Origin of the sequence: Hyphomicrobium facile, assembly GCF_900116175.1 — a bacterium.
Lineage (GTDB): Bacteria > Pseudomonadota > Alphaproteobacteria > Rhizobiales > Hyphomicrobiaceae > Hyphomicrobium_B > Hyphomicrobium_B facile.
Genome location: NZ_FPCH01000001.1, coordinates 1,082,635 through 1,102,192, shown reverse-complemented (window position 1 = coordinate 1,102,192; position 19,558 = coordinate 1,082,635). Strand labels below are relative to the sequence as shown.

Sequence of the window (19,558 nt, the reverse complement as noted above, 5' to 3'; positions counted from 1 at the left end):
GAAGTCACATCGCTATCAATAAGCGGAACCGTACGTGTTGTAATAATTTTTCGGCTTGGCCGGGACTTTATAGACGTACTCGCCATTCTTCTGCCGATAGACCTTCGTCGGCACGCCATCGATGTAGACGTAGGCGTATCCCTTATGGTCTTTCTTTTTCACGGGCGGCGCATCGTAGGATGAATCGGCGCTTCCCCAGCTGTTGCCCCAGAACCAACCGCCCTGGTTGCTATTTGCAACGTCAACCTCCCGGCGCGACTCCCGGCGGCTCGCAACAGCCCCGTCGCGCCAGTTCGGACGTCCGTGAACGCTGACACGCGTCAACTGCAGCCCATGGCGCTGAACGAGATTGTAAAAGGTCTTCGCATTCCCGGGCGCAAGCCGGATGCAGCCGTGAGAAGCCGGAGCACCGAGCGAACGTACGTGTGACGTGCCATGCACGGCCACGCCGCCATTGATGAAAACGGCATGGGGCATCGGCGCGTTATCGTATTTGCGCGAATACCACATTTTGGAGGTCCATTCCGGGCGAAAGTTTCCGGTCGGCGTAGGAAATTGAGCGGTGCCTGACGAGATCGCCCAGGTGTAGAGGTGGTCGCCGTTGACCGAAACGCTCATCGTCTGACGGCTGAGATCGACCGAGGCGGTCAGCGTCGGCGGCGGCAACGGCTGCGGCTTTGCAGCGACGGGTGCTGGCTGTTTTGCGGCTTCCGGAGCGGCGGCTTTGCTCGCGTCCCCGAAGAACATCGTTGTGCCCGACTGGGTTTCGGTGGTCGTCGCTGCCGGAGCGTCGGTTTTCGACGTCTCAGCGAACACACCGGCCGAAGGAACAGCAGCGAAAACAATCGCCGCCAACATAAATGCCCGCAACATCACAACTCCCTACGCAATACGCGACAAGCTTCTTCACACCACGATAATATCTCGAAAGATGCTGAACGGTTAAGAAAATCACGAATAAATCGCGTCTCATCAAGCCCGGAAATTCAAATAGATTACGAATGTGTTTCTTATATCGCGATGAGCATTTCGCTTCTTATGCCCGCATTCAGCCGATAACGGCTTGAATCCACTCCAATACTCAGTCGCGATTTTCTTTTTTGGGAGTGGCCTTTATTTGCTCATAGGCTTGTAAGGCGCGAACACGTGCATAGGCATGTTCGACGAGCGGCCGAGGATATGACTTTCCGAGCACAACTCCTGCCTGCGCCAGGCTCTCAGGCTTCGCCGTCCAAGGCTTATGAATTGCATCTGCCGTTAATCCCGCAAGCTCGGGCACCCAGCGCCGAACGTAGTCGCCATTCGGATCGAACTTCTCGCCCTGCAATACAGGATTGAAGATGCGGAAATACGGCGCCGCATCAGCCCCGCAGCCAGCAACCCACTGCCAGCTCGCGGAATTGTTCGCGAGGTCGGCATCGACGAGCGTATCCCAGAAGCACGCTTCCCCCGCCGTCCAAGGAATAAGCAGATGCTTGACGAGAAATGACGCCACGATCATCCGCGCGCGATTGTGCATGTAGCCCGTGGCCCATAACTCGCGCATTCCGGCATCGACGATCGGATAGCCGGTTTTTCCGCGTTGCCACGCTTTCAATTGCCCAGCGTCTCCGAGCCAGGGAAATTCCGCGAATTCGCGGCGAAGCGGCTCCTCAGGCAATTTCGGAAAATGAAAAAGCAGCGAATACGAAAACTCGCGCCATACGAGCTCTCGCATAAATGTCTCGATCGATTGATCGTTTGCGCTCTTTCCGCGCGCCGCGTCCGCTGCCGCCCGCCAGCAGGCGGCAGGTGAGATCTCTCCGAAAGCCAGATGCGGCGAGAGGCGCGACGTGCCGTCCCTATCGAGTTGATTGCGATCTATCGCATACGTCGCGAGCCCCGTTTTCGTAAATTCCGCCAGCCGGGCGCGCGCTCCGCTTTCTCCCGGCTGCCACGCCTTGGCGAGCCCCCGCGACCAATCGGGTTTCGACGGAGAAAGTTGCCAGTCGCGAAGATCGTCTGATTTCGGCGTTCGCGAAGGCGCCTTGATCCGATCCGGCGCGGCCAACGCTCTCGGCAGCGTCAGATCTTTCGTGAATGCCCGCCAGAATGGCGTGAAGACCTGGTAGGCGCCGCCGGCCTTCGTGCGCGTCTCTTCAGGCGTCCTCAGCAGGCGTCCGCCGTACCGCTTGAACGCGACGCCCATATCGTCGAAAGCCAGCTTCAACTGATCTTCCAGCGCAGCCACGGACGGCTCGTAGCCTCGCATGAAATAGACCGCCGTCGCTCCAGTCTCTTCAACGACGCGCGCGAGTTCGCGTGCGACCGCGCCACGACGGAGGATGAGCTTTCCGCCGCGAGCGGCGATATCACGAGCGAACGCCTCGATTGTCTTGCCGAGCCACCACCGCGACGCTCCGCCAAGCGCCCATTGGCCGGGCGTTTCATCGTCGAGAATGTAAAGGGGAATAACCGGCGAACCGGCGGCGACGGCGGCATTCAACGCCGGATGATCGCGCAGCCGAAAGTCATTGCGAAGCCAGACAATGACGGGCGCGCTGCTCATTCATCCCGTCGCAATCTCGCCGTCCGTGACGGCTCCACCATCAGTTGCCAAACAAAAGATCGAATATCGTTTTCGGCTTCGATCGCCGTTGCGAACCGGCATCGCTCGCCTGACCCGCACCATAAGGGCGCCGCTGACCGGCGACGGCGACGTTGACGGGACGAAGCTGATATTGGTCCGTCGCGCCATCGACGCTCGCGACCTGCAGCGTATCGCCATCCCACGTCCAGGTCGCCACCCGGTTGCCGAGCCGATCCGGTTCGATCGCGATGACCTTTGCCGATGTGATGTCGATGATCGCCGCCAGCTCGGCATCCTCGAAACCGCCCTTTACCGCCACCCGGCCACCCGAAAACCGGAGTATCCCATAGCTGGCGTACGGCGGCGGCTTGACCTCCCAAGCGAGCAGTTTCGGCAGTCCCGTCCCGGTCATCTCGAGCGGAACGCGGATCTGCGGATACTCTTCGCTGGTCGCCACGTAATCCTTTCCGCTCAGGACGACGTGCCATTTTCCGAGATCGAGCGATGGCTCCGGCTTGTCATCCGCATCGTCGGGGGGCGCGCCGAGCCGCTTCAGTGCGTCCGCCGCGAAACGCCAGCTCGGCCGTAACTGCAGCACGCGCCGCAAATCCGTAATCGCGGTGTCGGCGGCCCCGTTTGCTTCCTCGATCTCGCCGCGCGCCCAAAGCGCTTCCGGCGAGTTGGCATCGAGCTTGATGGCCGTTTGCACGTCCTTGGCGCCAATGTCCGCCTGGCTGTTTTGCTTGTAGACGAAAGCACGGAAGGCGAATGCGACGGGCGAGCGCGGATCGAGTTCAATCGCGCGGTTGAGGTCGGCATAAGCGTCGTCCGACGCCTCTGCCAATCCGTTGGCGAGACCGCGCCCCTCGTAGGCCGCGCTGGATTTGCCGTCGAGCTCAATGGCCCGCGAAAAATCCTTGATCGCCGACGCGGTATTGCCGTCCAGCAAATACGCATAGCCGCGAACAACATAAAGCTCGCTGTTACCGACGTCGAACGCGACGGCGCGGGAAAGATCTTCGATCGCCTCTTCCCTTTGCGCCACCGCCATGCGTGCCTCGGCACGGTTTCGATAGGCGGAGGCAAAACGAGCGTCCGAGTTCACCGCGCGCGAAAAATCGCGGATCGCTGCGTGCGGCTTACCGGCTGCGAGGTAAGCGAGACCACGGCCCGACAGCGGTGGTGCACTCGCCGGCATCAGCTCGATAGCCTTGGTGAAATCAAGAATGGCATCACCGGTTTTACCGGCCTTCATTTTCGCATTGCCGCGGTTTGAATAGGCAGCCGCGTATCCTGGCGCCAGCACGATCGCGCGATCGAAATCCTTCAGCGCTTCGCCGTACTGCCCGAGCGCCAACAGCAGATTGCCGCGATTGTTATAAGCCACGGGGTATTCGGGAAAGAGCTCGACTGCGCGATTGTAATCTTCGAGCGCCAGCTTGGTTTCGCCGAGCCGCACGTTGGCGACGCCCCGGTCATTGAGAATCGTAGCGCGCCGATCGTTGGCAAGCCCCGTATCTTTCAACGCCTCCGTATAGGTTGTAACGGCTTTCGCAACGTCGCCACGAACGAGCTGGGCCGCGCCCTCTTCAACCTGCGACGGCGCCGAAGCACCCTCGGACGCAAGCGCTGGCCCAATCGCCAACGGCGAAGCCAATGCAAGCAATACCGACGCCGCGCGAAAGCCCCTTTTCATTATCTGAGCCAAATTCCTTTTGGGTGCCTTGGACCGCGATTCATATCTTACACGAGGTAGGGTGCCATTGTGACCCTCGGACGGGCAATGGCGAATTCCGCTCGCGGCTTCCCGTCCTGTTGACGCATACGTAAAAGCTGCCGTAGGAGGCCCTGGTGCGAGTTGCTCCGGAGACCCGCCGATGAACCTTTGGTTCAGACTGATATGGGTTCTGCTGACGGCCCGCAGCCGCGGCCACCTCGACATACCGCGTCAGACGTCCGTGCTTCAATTTCGGGTCTGGCTGCACGACCTCGACATCTCCGCCCATATGAACAACGGCCGCTATCTTACGATGATGGATCTCGGCCGCCTCGACGTCATGGTGCGTTCCGGCCTCTGGCGTCAGGTGCTGAACCATCGTTGGACGCCGATCGCCAGCGCCATCACGATCCGCTTTCAGCGTGAGCTGAGACCGTTCCAGAAGTTCCGGCTCGAAACGCGTCTGCTCTGTTGGGACGCGGCTCTTGTCGTGATGGAGCAGACGTTCATCATCGACGGCGGAAAGCGCGATGGACAGGCCGCCGCTCGCGCCCTGTTCAAAGGCGGCCTCTACGACCGGAAAGAACGGAAGTTCGTAGAGATCGCCCGGCTGATGGCCCTCCTCGGTGTCTCGGAAGTGAGCCCTCCCTCGACGCCCGAGGTCGAAGCGTTTCTGCACGCAGACGATCAGCTCAAGCAGGCGGGGCGCGTCACCACCTAACGTCTGCCCCTCGGCTTCTCCGCATAAAGTTTCTGCAGAACCTTGGGCAAAACGTCCGGAAGATCCTCGGCAATCAGGCCGATCCCGAAAGCGCTGGCGGCCTCGCCATGCAGCCAGACAGCCGCCGACGCAGCTTCAAATGCCGGCATGCGCTGCGCCAATAGCCCCGTAACGATACCGGCAAGCACGTCGCCTGAGCCCGCCGTCGCGAGCCACGACGGCGCGTTCGAATTGATGATGGCGCGGCCGTCGGGCGCCGCGATGACCGTATCCGTGCCCTTGAGAATGATGACGGCCCCCGACTGCTCCGCTGCCGTCCGCGCGCGCTCGACTTTGGAACCGGGAAGCTCACCGAAGAGCCGTTTGAACTCACCTTCGTGCGGCGTCATCACGACCGGTGCTTGCCGCCCTTTGATCGCCGCGAACAGCGTGGACGGCTGAGCCGGGCCACGATCACCGTTGCGCGCAAGAAATCCCATGCTTGCCTCGGCACGATCTCCGTCGTCCTCCGGATCCGCGAACGACGTGAGCGCATCGGCATCGAGCACCACCGACGCCGATGACTTCAGGATTGCCAGAACATCGGCCACTGTATCCGGTCCAACGGACGCGCCCGGACCGATCAGAACCGCGTTGCGCCGCTGGTCGCGCAGGAATTCCGAGAGCGCCTTGGCTCCCGACACGGAGCGAACCATGATCGATGTGACCTGTGTCGCAATGATCGCCGTTGCAGTCGAATTGCCGACGATCGTGACGACGCCCGCGCCGGCTCTGAGCGCGCCCCGCGCGCCCAGTCGCGCAGCGCCCGTTTGCAACGCTGGCCCCGACACGATGACCGCATGACCTCGGTCGTACTTATGGCCTCCGTCCGTCGGCCAATTGAAATCCGAGATCCAGATCCCGGGCGCATTCTCATGCAAGCGAGGCTTCAAGGTTTCGAGCACGCTCTCGGGGATGCCTATGTCTGCAACGGTGACCTCGCCGCAAAGGTCGCGCCCCGGCATCAGGAGATGCCCCGGCTTTTTGCGGAAAAACGTGACCGTCCGCCGCGCCTTGATGGCGACGCCCCTCACCTCTCCGCTGGCCCCGTCGACGCCGCTCGGCACATCGACGGCAAGCACCGGCAGCCCACTGGCATTGACCGCCTCGACCAATTCGGCCGCATCGCCCTCGATCGGGCGCGAAAGACCGGCTCCAAAAAGCGCGTCTATGACGAGATACATGCTCTGCAGAGCATCGGGCGTGGCGGCCCGAATGGGCAATGGCCAGCGCCGGGCCATTTCGGCGGCGTCGCCCTTCAAAGCGGACTTGTCGCCGAGCAGGAACACGCGCACGTCGAAGCCGACATTACGCAACAGCCTCGCTGCGACGAACCCATCGCCGCCATTGTTCCCCGGCCCGCAAAGTACGGCGATGCGCGTATCGGGCCCGCGTGTCATCAGCGCAGCCACATCTGCGACCGCTTTGCCGGCCCGCGCCATAAGGTCCAGACCGGGCGTCCCTCCCGCCTCCGTTAAGCGATCGGCTTCCCCCGTTTCCGCGGGCGTCAACAATTCATTCATGTCATGTTCCTGGTGCGAGCCTGATGGGCGAGACGGGGAGCGCCGCGACCTGCCTTTAAATTCAGCGTTTGTTCGGTTGAGACAGAAATGGGCATGGAACTCGCCGGAAAATTATACATCCGGCATCAAATTTAGGCGTATTAAGCGCTCGGCGACGAACTCCGAAGCCGGAACTACACGCTAAGCTGCTGACATATGTGACGTTTTTCAAAAACACCACAGGTGGCACGGCCTCTGCTAGCCTTGGGGCCACTGGGCAAGCGTGAGTTTCAAACGACATGCTGTCCACGATTCAAGGGGCGAAAATGAAAAAGATTGAAGCGATTATAAAGCCCTTCAAGCTCGATGAAGTAAAAGAAGCGCTACAAGAAATCGGCTTGCAAGGCATCACCGTCATCGAGGCAAAAGGGTTCGGCCGCCAGAAGGGCCACACCGAACTTTACCGGGGTGCCGAATATGTCGTCGACTTCCTGCCGAAGGTGAAGATTGAGGTGGTTTTGAGCGACGACATGCTGGACAAGGCAGTCGAGTCCATCCAAAAGGCCGCGAAGACAGGCCGCATCGGCGACGGTAAGATCTTTATCTCGTCCATCGAAGACGCTATTCGCATCCGCACCGGTGAATCCGGGCGAGATGCCATCTAAACCGAACTTTACAAAAGCTGACCACGCCTGAACCGGCCTTTGTCGGCCCAACAACCGGCATGCGTGTGTTGCAACGAAACGCCTAGACAGGGGAGTGTCTATGAAAAACGCGAGTGACGTCCTGAAGTTCATCAAGGACAAGGAAGCCAAGTTCGTGGACTTTCGGTTCACGGACACCAAAGGCAAGATGCAGCACGTCACCGCCGACGTCAGTTGCGTCGACGAAAGTATCTTCACCGACGGTTACGCCTTCGACGGCTCATCGATCGCTGGATGGAAGTCGATCGAAGCGTCCGACATGACGTTGATGCCGGATCCGGCAACGGCCCATATCGACCCCTTCTTTGCTCAGACGACCGTCGCGATTTTCTGCGACGTGCTCGAGCCCTCGACCGGTCAGCCCTATGAGCGCGATCCGCGCTCGGTCGCCAAGAAGGCCGAAGCCTACATGATGTCGCTTGGCATCGGCGACAAAGTCTACTTCGGCCCCGAAGCCGAATTCTTCATCTTTGACGACGTTCGCTTCTCGACCGACATGTACTCGGTCGGCTTCGAGGTCGACTCGAGCGAATTGCCGACGAACACGGGCGCAGACGTCGAGACCGGAAACCTCGGCCATCGCCCCCGCGTAAAGGGCGGCTACTTCCCCGTTCCCCCGATCGATAGCGCCCAGGACATTCGTTCCGAGATGCTCTCGGTCCTCTCGGAGATGGGCGTCGCCGTCGAAAAGCATCACCACGAAGTTGCGGCCGCCCAGCATGAGCTCGGCGTCAAGTTCGGCCCGATGATCACGATGGCCGATCACATGCAGATCTATAAGTACGTCGTGCACAACGTCGCTCAGGCCTACGGTAAGACGGCGACGTTCATGCCGAAGCCGGTCTATGGCGACAACGGCTCGGGCATGCACGTCCACCAGTCCATCTGGAAGGGCAGTACGCCGATGTTCGCGGGCGACAAGTACGCGGACCTCTCGCAGATGTGCCTTTACTACATTGGCGGCATCCTGAAGCACGCGAAGGCTATCAACGCCTTCACCAATCCGTTGACCAACTCCTACAAGCGTTTGGTTCCGGGCTTCGAAGCTCCCGTGCTGCTCGCCTATTCGGCGCGTAACCGCTCGGCATCGTGCCGCATTCCGCACGTCACGAGCCCGAAGGCGAAGCGCATCGAAATCCGCTTCCCCGATCCGGGCGCGAACCCCTACCTCGCCTTCACGGCGATGCTGATGGCCGGCCTCGACGGCATTCAGAACAAGATCGATCCGGGCCCGGCCATGGACAAGAACCTTTACGACTTGCCCCCGGCCGAGCTTGCCAAGATCCCGACCGTCGCGGCCTCGCTTCGCGAAGCGCTCGACAGCCTCGACAAGGATCGTGACTTCCTGAAAGCGGGCGGCGTCATGAACGACGATATGATCGACGCCTACATCGCGCTGCGCATGGAAGAGAACATGCGCTACGAGATGACGCCGCACCCGGTCGAGTACGACATGTACTATTCGGTCTAAGGGCTGCTCGGCAGTTTGGAATACGAAGAGGCGGCTCGAAAGGGCCGCCTTTTCCTATTGTGCGCTCAGTAGAAAAAAAGGACCCCGCCGCACACGGCGATCAGCGCGTAATAGAAAAACTTCTGCTCGCGAACGAGGAACCACGTCACGATACGGCGCGGGATGTCGGACCAGTTGCAGCGGCCAACCGCGCCGAGCGTCAAGCCGAGCACCAGTCCGATAATAAGGGAATTGAACTCAAGCCCCTCGGTCAGGGAGCGCACGCTCTCAGGAACATGACCGGAAAACCAAGGGAGCACCGCAAAGAAAGCGGCGACCGTCATCGCGCCGAATGCGAGCACGGAAAAAAACGACAGGATGGACCGCACGATCATGGTCGAACTCGGAGAATATCCGCAACGCTGAACCTTGCATGAGGCTAGCGCTGAGACGCGAATAAACCGTTAACCATGATCCAGTGCCTCAGCCGCCCACCGGCGCTCCATACGATTGAAGACGAGTAAGGCGATACCGGTAATGACCATCGTCACGATAACGATGGTGACAAAGCCGTGTACGGCATCGTCCATCATCGCCATGCCGGCAGAGATCGGACCGACAAGAGCGCCGAGCTGGTACATGATGATGAATGCCGCGTTCACGGCCGCGAGGCCACTGGCCGATACCCGTTCGCCGATGATGGCGAGGCCCAGCGCATAGAACCCGAGAATGACGCCGCCCATCAGAAACGCAGTCATGTATCCGGCGACCGGATTGGTGAGGGCAAGCGGCAGCGCGAGAGCCAGCGCAATGAACAGAAGCACCGATACGATCATCATGGCGAAGCGGGAGACGCGGTCCGACAACCAGCCGACCGGATACTGCAGCACGATGCCGCCGACCGTCGTGACGGTGAGCAAAGCCAAAGCGGGGTACTGAGACCATCCGGCCGCGAGCGCCACGTTCGGGATCAACGAGAGAACGGTGATCTCGGAAAAGCCGCCGACAAACGCAGCGACCATCGCCACCGGAGCCCAGCGAAAAGCAGCAGCGACATTGAGACTGGTATCGTGCTCGACCGGCGGAGCGAGCTGCCGCCCGATCATGACCGGGAACCCGGAAAGCCCCGTCACCACCGCCGCGGCGAGAAATGGCAATGGCCCATGGAGACCAAGTGCCTGCAACAAAACTGGCCCTATCGCATAGCCCGTGAAAAAGACCATTGCATAAATTGCGATGACCCGTCCGCGCGTCTCCTCGCGCGTGACCGCATTGATCCACGTCTCGCCAACGAGCCACGGCATCGCAAAGCCGGCACTCATGAGAACACGGATCGCAATCCAGGCCCAGGGCGATTGAAAGAGAGCGAGCGCCAAGAAGCCGAGAGCGCCGATCAAGCATCCGCCAACGATTGAACCAACCGGTCCGAACTTGGCGATCAAACGGGGCGCGATTGGAAGCGCCAAGAGGATTGCAAAAGGCGGAGCCGCCCCTGCCAGTCCGATCATCCAGCTCGGCTGATTCCACAGCTCGAAGGTCAGCGAGGTGAGCGGAAAGCCTATGCCGAACGAAATCCCGGTGCCGAACGACGTCGAGCAGACGGCTGCGATACTCAACAGCCTTTGGCGCTCGGTTATTCCGTCATCAATCGCAGACGTCATGTCCCTCGCCGCCCGTTCATTTCAACAACGTTGGAATAATGCTTGACTTGCCGGTCCGCAAGGGCAAATTTCAACAGTGATGAAAACGAAGCACACTCGTGGCCAAAGAGGGCTTTTAGAAGCCGACCTCGTTCACGCCTCGCTCATGGAAGTTGAGCGCGCTGGCCTGGAGGGATTCGGCCTTCGGTGTGCCGCGCGGGCAATTGGCTGCGACGTTGCGACATTGAGTTACCGCTTTGGCTCCAAGGAGGGCCTTGAACGCGCCATCGCTCATCGGTTGCACGAAGAGGTCGCCGCCCCGAAGTCGCAATTGAGATGGCAGGCCCGCCTCACCGGGCTGGCGAATGCATATCGCCAGGTCGCCAAGCGTTATCCGAACGCCTTCCCGTTGTTGCTCCGCTTCTGGACGACCGGACCGCGCGACATGCAGATCAGCGAAGAATGGCATCAGGCTCTTTATGACGCAGGCCTGCGTGAGGCCGATATTCCGCCGGTAGCATGCGCGACGTACGCAGCCGTACTCGGCGTCTGCTCGGGAGAGATCGGCGGCTTGCTCGACAAACCCAGCGTCGCAACTCTGAGAGAAATTGAAGGGCAGAGCGATCTGCCGCTCACAAAGAAGCTGCTGCCGATTTTTGCCGACCTCAGCGACGACGAGGTTTTCGATACCATGATCGGTATCCTAATTTCGGGCATCGAAACTCGAGCGGCGAAACAGGGTTTGCGGAAGAAGAAGCCGCGAACTCGGAAATCCAAAGATTCCTGATCAAGGGTCCCCGATGATGTCAGGCGTGCACTGAAGCAAGCACATCCGACAAAGCACCGGCGAAAAGTGCGAGATCTTCATCCTGCCCGCACGAAATGCGGATGAAGTGCTCCAATCCCTTCGCGACCGGCTTTCTGACGAAGACGTCCCTGTCCAAAAGGCCGGTAAGCACGCGCGATGCAAACGCGCCATCCGCTCCACAGTCGACGGCGACAAAGCTGGCGGCGGAGGGAAGCGAGGAAAGTCCGTTCGCCTCCGCGATTGCCCTGATCCGGTTTCGCGATGCTGCAATCTGCGCCACGGCACCTTTCAAATAATCCTGATCGCGAAGGGCGGCATAAGCGCCAAGCTGCCCCACGCGATTGATCCCGTAATGATTGCGAACCTTATCGAATGCTTCGATCGTGCTCCGTTCCCCAACGGCGTAGCCGATGCGAGCGCCCGCAAGCCCGTAAGCCTTCGAGAAGGTCCGATACCGGATGATTTGAGGATTTGAAACGTCGATCGCCGGTGATGTCGGCTCGGGTGCCGTATCGCAATAAGCTTCATCGAGAACGAGCAGCGTTTCGGGAGGAAGCTCCGCAATGAACGCCGCAATGTCGCCGGCGGTCCACCACGTCCCCATCGGACTATTCGGATTGGACACATAAATCAGAGGCGCGCAAACGGTCTTGGCCGTTTCGATGAGGCGCGGAACGTCCTCGCGAAACGCGCGCATGGGCACGGCATGCACCTTTCCCCCATGCGCCAGAACGTGAAAATTGAAAGTCGGATAGGCGCCGTCGGTCGTGACGACAGGACTGCCCGGCGTCAGAAACAACGAGCATGTGAGACCGAGAAGCCCGTCGATCCCCTCGCCGACCACGACGCACTCGACCGGCACCTCGTGATACGCGGCGATCACCGCGCGCAATTCATAGCTCTCGGGATCCGAGTACTTCCAATTTTCGCCCGCCGCCTCGCGCATGGCCGCGACGGCAAGCGGCGACGGCCCGAAAACGCTTTCATTGGCACCGAGCCTGGCGCGAAAGGGACGGCCTCGTGCGCGCTCCATCGCCTCGGGACCGACAAACGGTACGAGCTTCGGCAGTGCTGCAACTGTCGGCGTGAAAGGGGGACGGGACATGGATGGCTCGAATTTCGGTTCGATGTTCAGATCAGACACAAGTCGGCGAGCTTCTTACGCATATCAGCGGGCATCGATGCAATCTGATCGCTTTTGCCCGGTGTGAGATCGGGAGGAGCGTCGTCTGCGCTGAGATACCGCCAGCCTTGGAACGCGCGACGGGGGCTGGGGCGGACAGGAATGAGCGGCGGGGCGAAGAGCAGAAGACAGCACGGCGTGCCGTCGTCCTTTGTGCCGTCTTCAAAGCCGACGAGCTTCTGCCGCACGAGAATGACGCCCTTCATCACCCAGTAGATCGAACCGCCATCAAGCAATTCGGTCGTTCGTTTCGGCGATTGGAACGTCCGATGATAAACGCAGCGCTTGCCGTCGTGGGTCTTATACGGGCGATGTTCGGTCTGCCAGGCGGCGAGATCCTCGATCGTGCTGGCGCCGACGCAGAGCTTGACGAGGTGCAATGTCATGGGAACCGTTTTTGCACCAGGACAGGGTCAACGGCAACGGGACGATCCAGATCCGCTCAGGGCTTGGCAACGCAGCTTCCGGCGTACTGGGCGAAAACCGGCTGGCCGAAAAGCCCAAAGTGCCGCGAATGCACGGCTGGGAATTTTCCGGTCGCAGGGTCACGGTCATAAATGGTCGTAAGATTGAGAAAGCCCTCGTTCACGACCTCGAGGAAATGATTGGCGTTAATCGCGCGTACGATTTTGAGATTGGCGGCTGTGCGCCCGTCGAGAATAAGCGACGCCGACTGACTCTCCAGATCGATGCTTCCGATCTCGAACGTCAGGTCTTTTGGCGGAGCGGCTTGATACTTTCCGGCTTCGTAGGTCCAGGCGTAACCGTTGTCGAAATCGCACGTGACGTGCCCTGGTATGTTCTCCTGAGCGAAAGCCGCCGCCGGGCTCGCCAAAAGCGCCACGATCAAAGTTCCAATCCGGCAATTCAGCATTGCAATATTCCGTTTCGCAAGAAGTCCCCAACCGGTGTTCCGAAAACACCGGGAATCGTAGCAACCTGAACGCGGCCGTCGTCGATGCCGCAGTCGGGTGTCGTCTGCACTCGCGGTTTGCCTTGAGACCGCCGCGGACATGGTATGGGCTGCGCCCCTAACCTTTATGGCGAGAGGCCATGCGACCAACAGCTTTATTTATCCTGCTCTCATTGGCGATGGCATTGCCCTCTGCGGCCCACGCCAAGAAGCAGAAACCGGATACGCCGGACGACAAGCTCAATTGCAAACAGATTTCGGGCCGGATGCAAGTGCGCATTCTGCAACTCCGCGGTTTCGAGGATAGGAAACAGGCTTCGGGTTTGGCACGCGGCATACAGGCCGGCATGGCGGCGACGTTCGGTAATCTTTCGCACGGCACCGACCCTCAAGGCGCCTACGCCGAGGATATCAAGTCCCTCCACGCGTACAATCAGCGCCTCGTCGAGTTGGGTTGCAAGAGCTACGACCTCGAGTCGGAACTCAAGAAGACAGACCCGCTCGCAACTCCCTCGCCGACCATTCCGGCGCCGAAAAAGAAGAAGGCCCCGGCTTCCGTCGAGCCCAGAGCCACACCGGCGCCCGCCGCGGCCAACTAACTGAAGTCTATTACGTCCGGCTGACCACGGCGGCATTTGGCGATAAGCTAGTCGCATGACCGACCGCGACTCCGCTTCCTCCCCTATGGGAACCGTGATCCCTTGGCCGCCGCTGCTGCTGGTGGGCGCAATCGCGCTCGGCTGGACGCTGACGATTGTGGCGCCGTTGCCGTGGCCGGGGATCGATGACGCCCCCGCGCACTGGCTGGGCCTCACCTGCGGAATTCTCGGAATTTTATTGATCGTCTTTGCGTTGAGGGCGCTCGCGGCAAATCGAACGAAGAACCCGCCGCACAAATCCCCGACGGTGCTCGTGACGACGGGCCCCTACGTCAGGTTCCGCAATCCGATCTACCTTGGCGAAGTCTTGCTCCTCCTTTATGGAGCCGAGATCACCAAATCGATCTGGTTCGTCGTGGCCGCGGCGCTATTCGCCGTTCTGGTGACGGCGCTGCAAATCATTCCGGAGGAGCGCCACCTGGAAACGATCTTTGGCGACGCGTATACCGACTATAAATCCCGCACACGGCGCTGGATTTGATATCTGACCCGCCATGAGCACCGATCTTGCCGAAAAGGAACGTGAGTTCATAGCCGCGCTCGCCGAGGACACGGGCCGCGACCTCGCCGGCTGGATGGCGGCGATCGGCGAAACCGGCCTCAGGCAACGCAACGACATCATCGATTGGCTTCGTCACCAGGGCTTTCAGTTCCAGTGGGCCTCGTGGCTCGAGCGCATTCATCACAATGATGGCCGGCTCATTTATGCCGACACTGGCAACCAGCCGCGAACCGCGAGCCGCCAACCGTCGCCCAGGGATTCAGGGAGGGATTCAGGGAGGTATCCAGCGAGGGATGCAGGCGATGAACCACCTGCCCGCGCGCGGCCATTCCGTGACCTGAAACCCCAACCGCCGCCTGCAGCGCCAACGCAGCCGCCGGTGATCGGCGACCCGATCCAGCACCTCCTGAGCGACGCCAAAGGTTTGCGGCCGCTCGCCGAGCATGTGCTCCGCGAAGTCGGCCGCGCCGTGCCTACGACCGAATTTGCAGCGACGGCCACATTTGTCATGATGTCCGCCCCCACCCCCTTCGCCGCGTTGCATGCCGGGCCAAAAAAGCTGCGTCTTTACGCAAATTTTGGACCTGCAGGCGTCAATCGCAGCATACCCGCGGAACCGGCGAACAAAAGCGCCCCGCCGTTCCGGGAGATGCTGGTGCTGGACGATGTCCGCAACGTCGACGAGGACTTCCAGCGCCTGATCCGCGCGGCGGCGGCTCGATAACATTGGCGAGCCCCCCGTTCGATTGCATCTACCGTGTACGGCAGGCACCATTGATTTGCCGGAATTTTCGCGCCATTGCGGCTGTGGAGGCGTCGATGTCGGCAAAGCAGGGACCCGCAAGGGCTCGATATCTCGCAATTATTTTGATGCTAGGGCTGTCGAGCGGCGTTAGCGCCCAGACCGCGAAGCGCGACGCCATTGCCGATTGGCTGAAGACGGTCGAAGGCAAGACGGCGGCGGAAGCTCCCGACAACGCGCTCGATCCCACCAAAAAATCGACGAAGCCCGAGATTCCCGCGCCACCGGCAGCGATCGCCGATCCGCGCGATGGCGATCCACAATACGAGCAGGCCAAAGCGCTGATGACCGCGATCGACGCGATCCTGAGGGATGCGGCGACGACGCGTGTGGGCGCGGGTAAATTGCCGAGCCGCGACGAATTCATCATCCCTCCCTTTTGGAAGGAGACGCGCGAAGATCGCAACGCCAAGGTCCGCGATCTTCTCGATGCCGCACTTGCAATCGTCACCAACGCGCCAGTCGTCGAAGTGCAAAAGCGGGTGGAGGTCCTACGTCACAACATCCGCGAGCTCGAGGACGCGAACGTCAAGCTGAAGGAGAAGCAGCTCGTTGCGCCGAAAGACGCAACACTGCCCGGCATCCTGAACGACACCGTCGCCTCGATCGAAGACCAGATTACGGAGAACAAAAAAAGGATCGAAGCAAACCGCGCCGAGATCAAAAGCCAAAAAGCCGAGATTGCTACGGCTTTGAAAAACTCCGGCATCGATCTCGCACAGGATCAGGTCGATCTGTTGCTCGACAGCGTGCTCTCGGGCGATCTCGTTCGCCTCGTCGCCGTATTCAACGCGGCGAAAATGATCGACGGGCAACTGGCAAAGCTGATCGGAACGACCGGCGATAACATGGAGGCAGCCCGGCGCTATTTCGCCATGCACGCCGCCCTCTTTGCTATGCTGGTCCAGGCGCAAGACGCCACGATCACGAAAATCGACACGCAGTACCTGCCGAAACTCGACGCCATCATTGCCGACATCGCAGCCGCGCGTACCCGGACAGCCGAATTGATGAAAGCGGAAAATCGGCCCGACCAGCAGCGCGCGCTCGAGTCCAATCGCGCGAGCCAGCAAGTCGCTGACGAAGCGGCAAAAGCATACAAGCGCTATCTGCAGCAGCAGCGCGAACAGATTGCCGGTGCTCGCCTCAAGGCGACGCACGACCTGAAAATCGCGGACAACACCTACGAGACGGTGGAAGCGAGCGTGCAGCTTCGAAATTTGATTCGCGAAAGCTCGACATCGTTCGAAGCAATTCAGAAACTCGAAGCCCCAAGCTTCGAGCAAATCTTCAAAAGCGATGAGTTGCGTAGGGAATTCGAAGATTTGACGCGCAAGCTCGACGTCCCCGCAAGCTGAAAAGCCTGTGTAACCGGGTGCCGAGGCTTCTGTTTCCGTGCCGCATCGACTATGCTCAGGCTCGGACTATTACGTTGTCCCATGATCAGGCATGCGATGGTGTTTTCGGGACAGATTAGAGAGAGCGCGGCGGCAACGAAGACGTTCGCGTCGCTGCGTGTAGACCGCCGTGTGCTGTCGACGCCGACGCGAACCATTGCGATCTCCAACATTTCCACGGTGAGTGTCGGAACGCACGTCACGCCGCGGCCGACGGCGTTCTTCTGGCTGCTCGCGGCATTGTTCTTTCTGATGACCTTGGGTTCGATGCGGCCGGACTTCTCATGGGGTCCGCTGACGCCGACCGGCGCAACGGTGGTGCTTGGTTTCATTGCACTCGCATTCGCGGGCCTCGCGGTTCGTCCCGAAGATAAAACGCACTATCTGCTGATCTCTTCGAACGATGGGATCCTCTCGCGATTTTCCGCGCCCGACCGCTCCATACTGGAAGAAGTCCGCAGCATTCTCACCGAGAAGATCAACCGCAACGACGAGGCGATGACGTTCAGCGTCGACTTCGAGCGCGGCCAGATCGAAAATCTTGCGCCCGCTCACTCCGGCGGTCACGCACCGAGCCAACAACAACACGTGACGACCGGCGGCCGCCCGGCCCACCCAGGCAATAGCGGCGCCCCTCCGGACCGAAATTCGCAGCCTGCCGCTCAGAGACCGCGCCCAGGTCCTGGTTCAGGTCCGGCCCAAGGTCCGGCAGAAATCTCCGGCCCCGCGCCTCGCCCGCAGCAGCAGCCGCAACCCCAGCGCGGGCAACCGGCACTATCATCGACGTTGAATGGAGCGGCCGCGCCCAGCCAATCGGCCGACGCGTTCATCGATTACACCGGCGTCCTTCCGGCGATCGTCGAAATGCACCGCTTCTATGCGCGCCAGGCAGGCACCCAGCATCTCGAACAACGCCTGTCCGAACTCGAGTTGCTCATGCGCGCCGGAACGCCGACCTCCGCACAGAAATCCAGGTTGCGCGAGCTTTCCGGCGAGATGTCCCAAATTCTCGGGGCCTATCCGCAGGCCGTCGAACTCTTCGACCACATCGACAGCCTCGTCTGACGAACGCCCTATCGCCGGTACTGGACGAACTCCGTCAGCTGACCGACGCGGTCGTAAAGCTTGCGAGCCGTCGCGTTGTCGTCCTGGGTCGCCCAATACGTCCGCTCCGCGCCGCGGCGATCCGCTTCCGCATATGTCGCCTCGATCAGCGCCCGGCCGACGCCCTGCCCGCGCACGTCGGAAGCGACGAAGAGATCTTCAAGATAGCAATACCAGGAGGACGACCACGTCGACCGATGGAAGACGAGAGCCGCAATGCCGACTGCGCGTCCCTCGGCGTCGCGAGCGATCAGGGCCATCATTTTATCCTCTCGCGAGAGAAGACGGCGCCACGTCAGCGCGATGACATCCTTGGGCACGCTCGCCTTGTAGAAAACGATGTAATCCTGAAAGAGCTTTAGCCACTCTTGCTCGTCGCTTGCCACCACCGGCCTCACGCTGACCGCCATCTGCTGCACCTTCCAATTTAACGTTTCCGCGACGCGGGTTGCCTCTATGCAGCACGCGGCAGGCGATGTCAGCCGGCCTGCACAACCGCAATCCTGCCTGCCATTTAACCGGCCCGCCCGTTATCGCGGCTATTCAGTAACAGAAGAAAAGCGATCGATGGCCCGTAATGCCCATTCCTTGAACATTGATGTGCTCGCCCGTACAAGGGCAATTCGGCTCTGGGCACGAAGCGAGAAAGATGCGGCAACCTTCGATTTACATTGCGGCCTTGGCGTCGCTTTTGGCGTTTGCAGCGTACAATCCGCTTTCGGCCGAGTTCGAAGCCGGAGGATCCGTTAAGTTGGACGCCTGCGCCGGCGATACGACTCGCTTGGGTGTCTCGCGCGTCGTCGAAATCGACCCGGCAGCCGGCGGCGATATCGGCGGCGACACTCCCGGCGCTCAGCAGCTGCTCAACGATGGCGAAGTCGTTCTGACCTTCGATGACGGTCCGATACGTTCGGTCACCAGGCCCATCCTGAAGGCTCTCGCCGACCAGTGCACCAAAGCGACCTTCTTCATGGTCGGCCAAATGGCGCTCTCCGACCCCGCGATGGTGCGGGAAGTAGCGACTGCAGGCCACACCGTCGGCACGCATACGTGGTCACATAAGAATCTCCGCGCCGTCTCGCTGGCCAAAGCCCAGCAGGAAATCGAAGCTTCGATCTCAACGGTATCGCTGGCCAAGGGAGCGCCCGTCGCGCCGCTTTTCCGCTTTCCCTATCTGAACGGAACGAAGCAGACCTCGAGTTATCTCAAGGACCGGAATATCGGATCGATCTGGGTCGACGTCGATTCCAAGGATTACCTGACGCGTAGCCCGAAAGTCGTCCAGCAACGCATCCTTGCCCAGCTTGCGAAGACCAAGAAGGGCATCATTTTGATGCACGATATTCACGCGTGGACTGCCGCCATGCTCCCCGATCTGTTGAAGGAACTTCAGCAGCGCGGCTTCAAGGTCGTTCACTTCGTGCCCAAGGGCCAGGTCGAGACGATCGCGTCCTACGACGACGCGGCCCTTAAGGCAATCGCGGCCAAGTCTGCAAAAAAGACCGCGAATCCGATCGCTGCGCGCTCGATCGTATGGCCCATGTCCCCGGCGCCTACGCCGACGGAGGAAACGGACGTCGCCGCAATGGCACCGCCTGGATCGAAGCACAAACCGTCCCGCTACAAGAAAATCTCGACCAAGCCCTCGATTTCGGAAGATCTATCGGGCGAAACTTCGGGAACTCCGGCGCCGGCCGGCAAACCCAAAAAGGGCGGCAAGCCGAAGGAACCGGATTTGCCCTGGTCGTTCTTCAATTGACCGTACACTAGCCGCCCCACGATCGATCACGCGGACTCCGCGCCTATGCGCACGCGCAGCACGGCCCGATGGTGCGCGACGCACTCCAA

The 19,558-nt window shown here is 60.5% G+C and carries 20 protein-coding genes; 10 read left to right on the top strand and 10 right to left on the bottom strand.

Features of this window, described 5'->3' with window-relative positions; genetic code table 11:
* Positions 1-15: 15 nt before the first annotated feature.
* From BM399_RS05315 to BM399_RS05305, 3 genes are all read right to left on the bottom strand, one after another.
* On the bottom strand, positions 16-873 hold the full coding sequence (locus BM399_RS05315; protein WP_092865167.1) for a L,D-transpeptidase: 858 nt from the start codon (positions 871-873) through the stop codon (positions 16-18).
* 208 nt (positions 874-1,081) lie between these two features.
* A complete protein-coding gene (locus tag BM399_RS05310; protein WP_092865164.1) occupies positions 1,082-2,548 on the bottom strand; it encodes a cryptochrome/photolyase family protein in 1,467 nt (488 codons plus the stop codon).
* 40 nt (positions 2,549-2,588) lie between these two features.
* On the bottom strand, positions 2,589-4,265 hold the full coding sequence (locus BM399_RS05305; protein WP_092865161.1) for a tetratricopeptide repeat protein: 1,677 nt from the start codon (positions 4,263-4,265) through the stop codon (positions 2,589-2,591).
* Positions 4,266-4,446: 181 nt separating this feature from the next.
* Between BM399_RS05305 and BM399_RS05300 the strand changes: the two genes are divergently transcribed.
* The gene (locus BM399_RS05300; protein ID WP_092865158.1) at positions 4,447-5,007 is read left to right on the top strand and encodes a thioesterase family protein; all 561 of its coding nucleotides are present in this window, start codon (positions 4,447-4,449) and stop codon (positions 5,005-5,007) included.
* On the opposite strand, the gene BM399_RS05295 is transcribed toward BM399_RS05300, so the two are convergent.
* Positions 5,004-6,569, bottom strand: coding sequence for an NAD(P)H-hydrate dehydratase (locus BM399_RS05295; RefSeq protein WP_092865155.1), 1,566 nt, complete (start codon positions 6,567-6,569; stop codon positions 5,004-5,006). The genes BM399_RS05300 and BM399_RS05295 overlap by 4 nt on opposite strands.
* A 305-nt stretch (positions 6,570-6,874) precedes the next feature.
* Between BM399_RS05295 and BM399_RS05290 the strand changes: the two genes are divergently transcribed.
* Both BM399_RS05290 and glnA read left to right on the top strand, forming a co-directional pair.
* On the top strand, positions 6,875-7,213 hold the full coding sequence (locus BM399_RS05290; protein ID WP_045838054.1) for a P-II family nitrogen regulator: 339 nt from the start codon (positions 6,875-6,877) through the stop codon (positions 7,211-7,213).
* A 100-nt stretch (positions 7,214-7,313) separates the two neighbouring features.
* On the top strand, positions 7,314-8,723 hold the full coding sequence (glnA, locus tag BM399_RS05285; protein ID WP_092865152.1) for a type I glutamate--ammonia ligase: 1,410 nt from the start codon (positions 7,314-7,316) through the stop codon (positions 8,721-8,723).
* A 65-nt stretch (positions 8,724-8,788) separates the two neighbouring features.
* Here the strand turns inward: glnA and BM399_RS05280 are convergent, their stop codons facing one another.
* Complete coding sequence (locus BM399_RS05280; protein ID WP_092865149.1) at positions 8,789-9,097, bottom strand: hypothetical protein; 309 nt, start codon at positions 9,095-9,097, stop codon at positions 8,789-8,791.
* Positions 9,098-9,166: 69 nt separating this feature from the next.
* A complete protein-coding gene (locus BM399_RS05275; RefSeq protein ID WP_092865146.1) occupies positions 9,167-10,363 on the bottom strand; it encodes an MFS transporter in 1,197 nt (398 codons plus the stop codon).
* Positions 10,364-10,586: 223 nt separating this feature from the next.
* On the opposite strand from BM399_RS05275, the gene BM399_RS05270 reads away from it, so the two are divergent.
* A complete protein-coding gene (locus tag BM399_RS05270; RefSeq protein WP_177228047.1) occupies positions 10,587-11,129 on the top strand; it encodes a TetR/AcrR family transcriptional regulator C-terminal domain-containing protein in 543 nt (180 codons plus the stop codon).
* Positions 11,130-11,148: 19 nt separating this feature from the next.
* Here BM399_RS05270 and BM399_RS05265 read toward each other — a convergent pair whose 3' ends face one another.
* The 3 genes from BM399_RS05265 to BM399_RS05255 are packed head-to-tail and all read right to left on the bottom strand — an operon-like array spanning position 11,149 to position 13,207.
* Positions 11,149-12,255, bottom strand: a complete 1,107-nt coding sequence (locus BM399_RS05265; RefSeq protein ID WP_092865140.1) for a pyridoxal phosphate-dependent aminotransferase — start codon at positions 12,253-12,255, stop codon at positions 11,149-11,151.
* 26 nt (positions 12,256-12,281) lie between these two features.
* The gene (locus BM399_RS05260) at positions 12,282-12,719 is read right to left on the bottom strand and encodes a DUF1489 family protein (RefSeq protein ID WP_092865137.1); all 438 of its coding nucleotides are present in this window, start codon (positions 12,717-12,719) and stop codon (positions 12,282-12,284) included.
* A gap of 56 nt (positions 12,720-12,775) precedes the next feature.
* Positions 12,776-13,207 carry a hypothetical protein gene (locus BM399_RS05255; protein WP_092865134.1) on the bottom strand — a complete coding sequence of 144 codons (432 nt, stop codon included), beginning with the start codon at positions 13,205-13,207 and terminating at the stop codon, positions 12,776-12,778.
* Positions 13,208-13,386: 179 nt separating this feature from the next.
* Here BM399_RS05255 and BM399_RS05250 point away from each other — a divergent pair, with 179 nt between their 5' ends.
* From BM399_RS05250 to BM399_RS05230, 5 genes are all read left to right on the top strand, one after another.
* Positions 13,387-13,845, top strand: a complete 459-nt coding sequence (locus tag BM399_RS05250) for a hypothetical protein (protein WP_143111334.1) — start codon at positions 13,387-13,389, stop codon at positions 13,843-13,845.
* 55 nt (positions 13,846-13,900) lie between these two features.
* On the top strand, positions 13,901-14,386 hold the full coding sequence (locus tag BM399_RS05245) for a methyltransferase family protein (RefSeq protein ID WP_092865128.1): 486 nt from the start codon (positions 13,901-13,903) through the stop codon (positions 14,384-14,386).
* Between the two features lie 13 nt (positions 14,387-14,399).
* Positions 14,400-15,131, top strand: a complete 732-nt coding sequence (locus BM399_RS05240) for a hypothetical protein (protein ID WP_092865125.1) — start codon at positions 14,400-14,402, stop codon at positions 15,129-15,131.
* Positions 15,132-15,226: 95 nt separating this feature from the next.
* Positions 15,227-16,567, top strand: a complete 1,341-nt coding sequence (locus BM399_RS05235) for a hypothetical protein (protein WP_092866376.1) — start codon at positions 15,227-15,229, stop codon at positions 16,565-16,567.
* A gap of 81 nt (positions 16,568-16,648) precedes the next feature.
* Positions 16,649-17,671 carry a DUF6232 family protein gene (locus BM399_RS05230; RefSeq protein WP_244531081.1) on the top strand — a complete coding sequence of 341 codons (1,023 nt, stop codon included), beginning with the start codon at positions 16,649-16,651 and terminating at the stop codon, positions 17,669-17,671.
* A gap of 8 nt (positions 17,672-17,679) precedes the next feature.
* Here the strand turns inward: BM399_RS05230 and BM399_RS05225 are convergent, their stop codons facing one another.
* Positions 17,680-18,120 (bottom strand): GNAT family N-acetyltransferase, encoded by a 441-nt coding sequence (locus BM399_RS05225; protein ID WP_092865122.1) that lies wholly within the window; start codon positions 18,118-18,120, stop codon positions 17,680-17,682.
* Positions 18,121-18,359: 239 nt separating this feature from the next.
* Here BM399_RS05225 and BM399_RS05220 point away from each other — a divergent pair, with 239 nt between their 5' ends.
* Entirely contained in the window at positions 18,360-19,469 is a 1,110-nt protein-coding gene (locus tag BM399_RS05220; protein WP_092865119.1) for a polysaccharide deacetylase family protein, read from the top strand.
* Positions 19,470-19,558: the final 89 nt, after the last annotated feature.

Coding starts and splice junctions, on each gene's coding strand:
- BM399_RS05230 (WP_244531081.1), top strand. CDS start 16,649: ATGATCAGGCATGCGATGGTGTTTTCGGGACAGATTAGAGAGAGCGCG.
- BM399_RS05290 (WP_045838054.1), top strand. CDS start 6,875: ATGAAAAAGATTGAAGCGATTATAAAGCCCTTCAAGCTCGATGAAGTA.
- BM399_RS05255 (WP_092865134.1), bottom strand. CDS start 13,207: ATGCTGAATTGCCGGATTGGAACTTTGATCGTGGCGCTTTTGGCGAGC.
- BM399_RS05225 (WP_092865122.1), bottom strand. CDS start 18,120: ATGGCGGTCAGCGTGAGGCCGGTGGTGGCAAGCGACGAGCAAGAGTGG.
- BM399_RS05315 (WP_092865167.1), bottom strand. CDS start 873: ATGTTGCGGGCATTTATGTTGGCGGCGATTGTTTTCGCTGCTGTTCCT.
- glnA (WP_092865152.1), top strand. CDS start 7,314: ATGAAAAACGCGAGTGACGTCCTGAAGTTCATCAAGGACAAGGAAGCC.
- BM399_RS05295 (WP_092865155.1), bottom strand. CDS start 6,569: ATGAATGAATTGTTGACGCCCGCGGAAACGGGGGAAGCCGATCGCTTA.
- BM399_RS05240 (WP_092865125.1), top strand. CDS start 14,400: ATGAGCACCGATCTTGCCGAAAAGGAACGTGAGTTCATAGCCGCGCTC.
- BM399_RS05235 (WP_092866376.1), top strand. CDS start 15,227: ATGTCGGCAAAGCAGGGACCCGCAAGGGCTCGATATCTCGCAATTATT.
- BM399_RS05220 (WP_092865119.1), top strand. CDS start 18,360: ATGCGGCAACCTTCGATTTACATTGCGGCCTTGGCGTCGCTTTTGGCG.
- BM399_RS05280 (WP_092865149.1), bottom strand. CDS start 9,097: ATGATCGTGCGGTCCATCCTGTCGTTTTTTTCCGTGCTCGCATTCGGC.
- BM399_RS05265 (WP_092865140.1), bottom strand. CDS start 12,255: ATGTCCCGTCCCCCTTTCACGCCGACAGTTGCAGCACTGCCGAAGCTC.
- BM399_RS05260 (WP_092865137.1), bottom strand. CDS start 12,719: ATGACATTGCACCTCGTCAAGCTCTGCGTCGGCGCCAGCACGATCGAG.
- BM399_RS05305 (WP_092865161.1), bottom strand. CDS start 4,265: ATGAAAAGGGGCTTTCGCGCGGCGTCGGTATTGCTTGCATTGGCTTCG.
- BM399_RS05250 (WP_143111334.1), top strand. CDS start 13,387: ATGCGACCAACAGCTTTATTTATCCTGCTCTCATTGGCGATGGCATTG.
- BM399_RS05310 (WP_092865164.1), bottom strand. CDS start 2,548: ATGAGCAGCGCGCCCGTCATTGTCTGGCTTCGCAATGACTTTCGGCTG.
- BM399_RS05245 (WP_092865128.1), top strand. CDS start 13,901: ATGACCGACCGCGACTCCGCTTCCTCCCCTATGGGAACCGTGATCCCT.
- BM399_RS05300 (WP_092865158.1), top strand. CDS start 4,447: ATGAACCTTTGGTTCAGACTGATATGGGTTCTGCTGACGGCCCGCAGC.
- BM399_RS05275 (WP_092865146.1), bottom strand. CDS start 10,363: ATGACGTCTGCGATTGATGACGGAATAACCGAGCGCCAAAGGCTGTTG.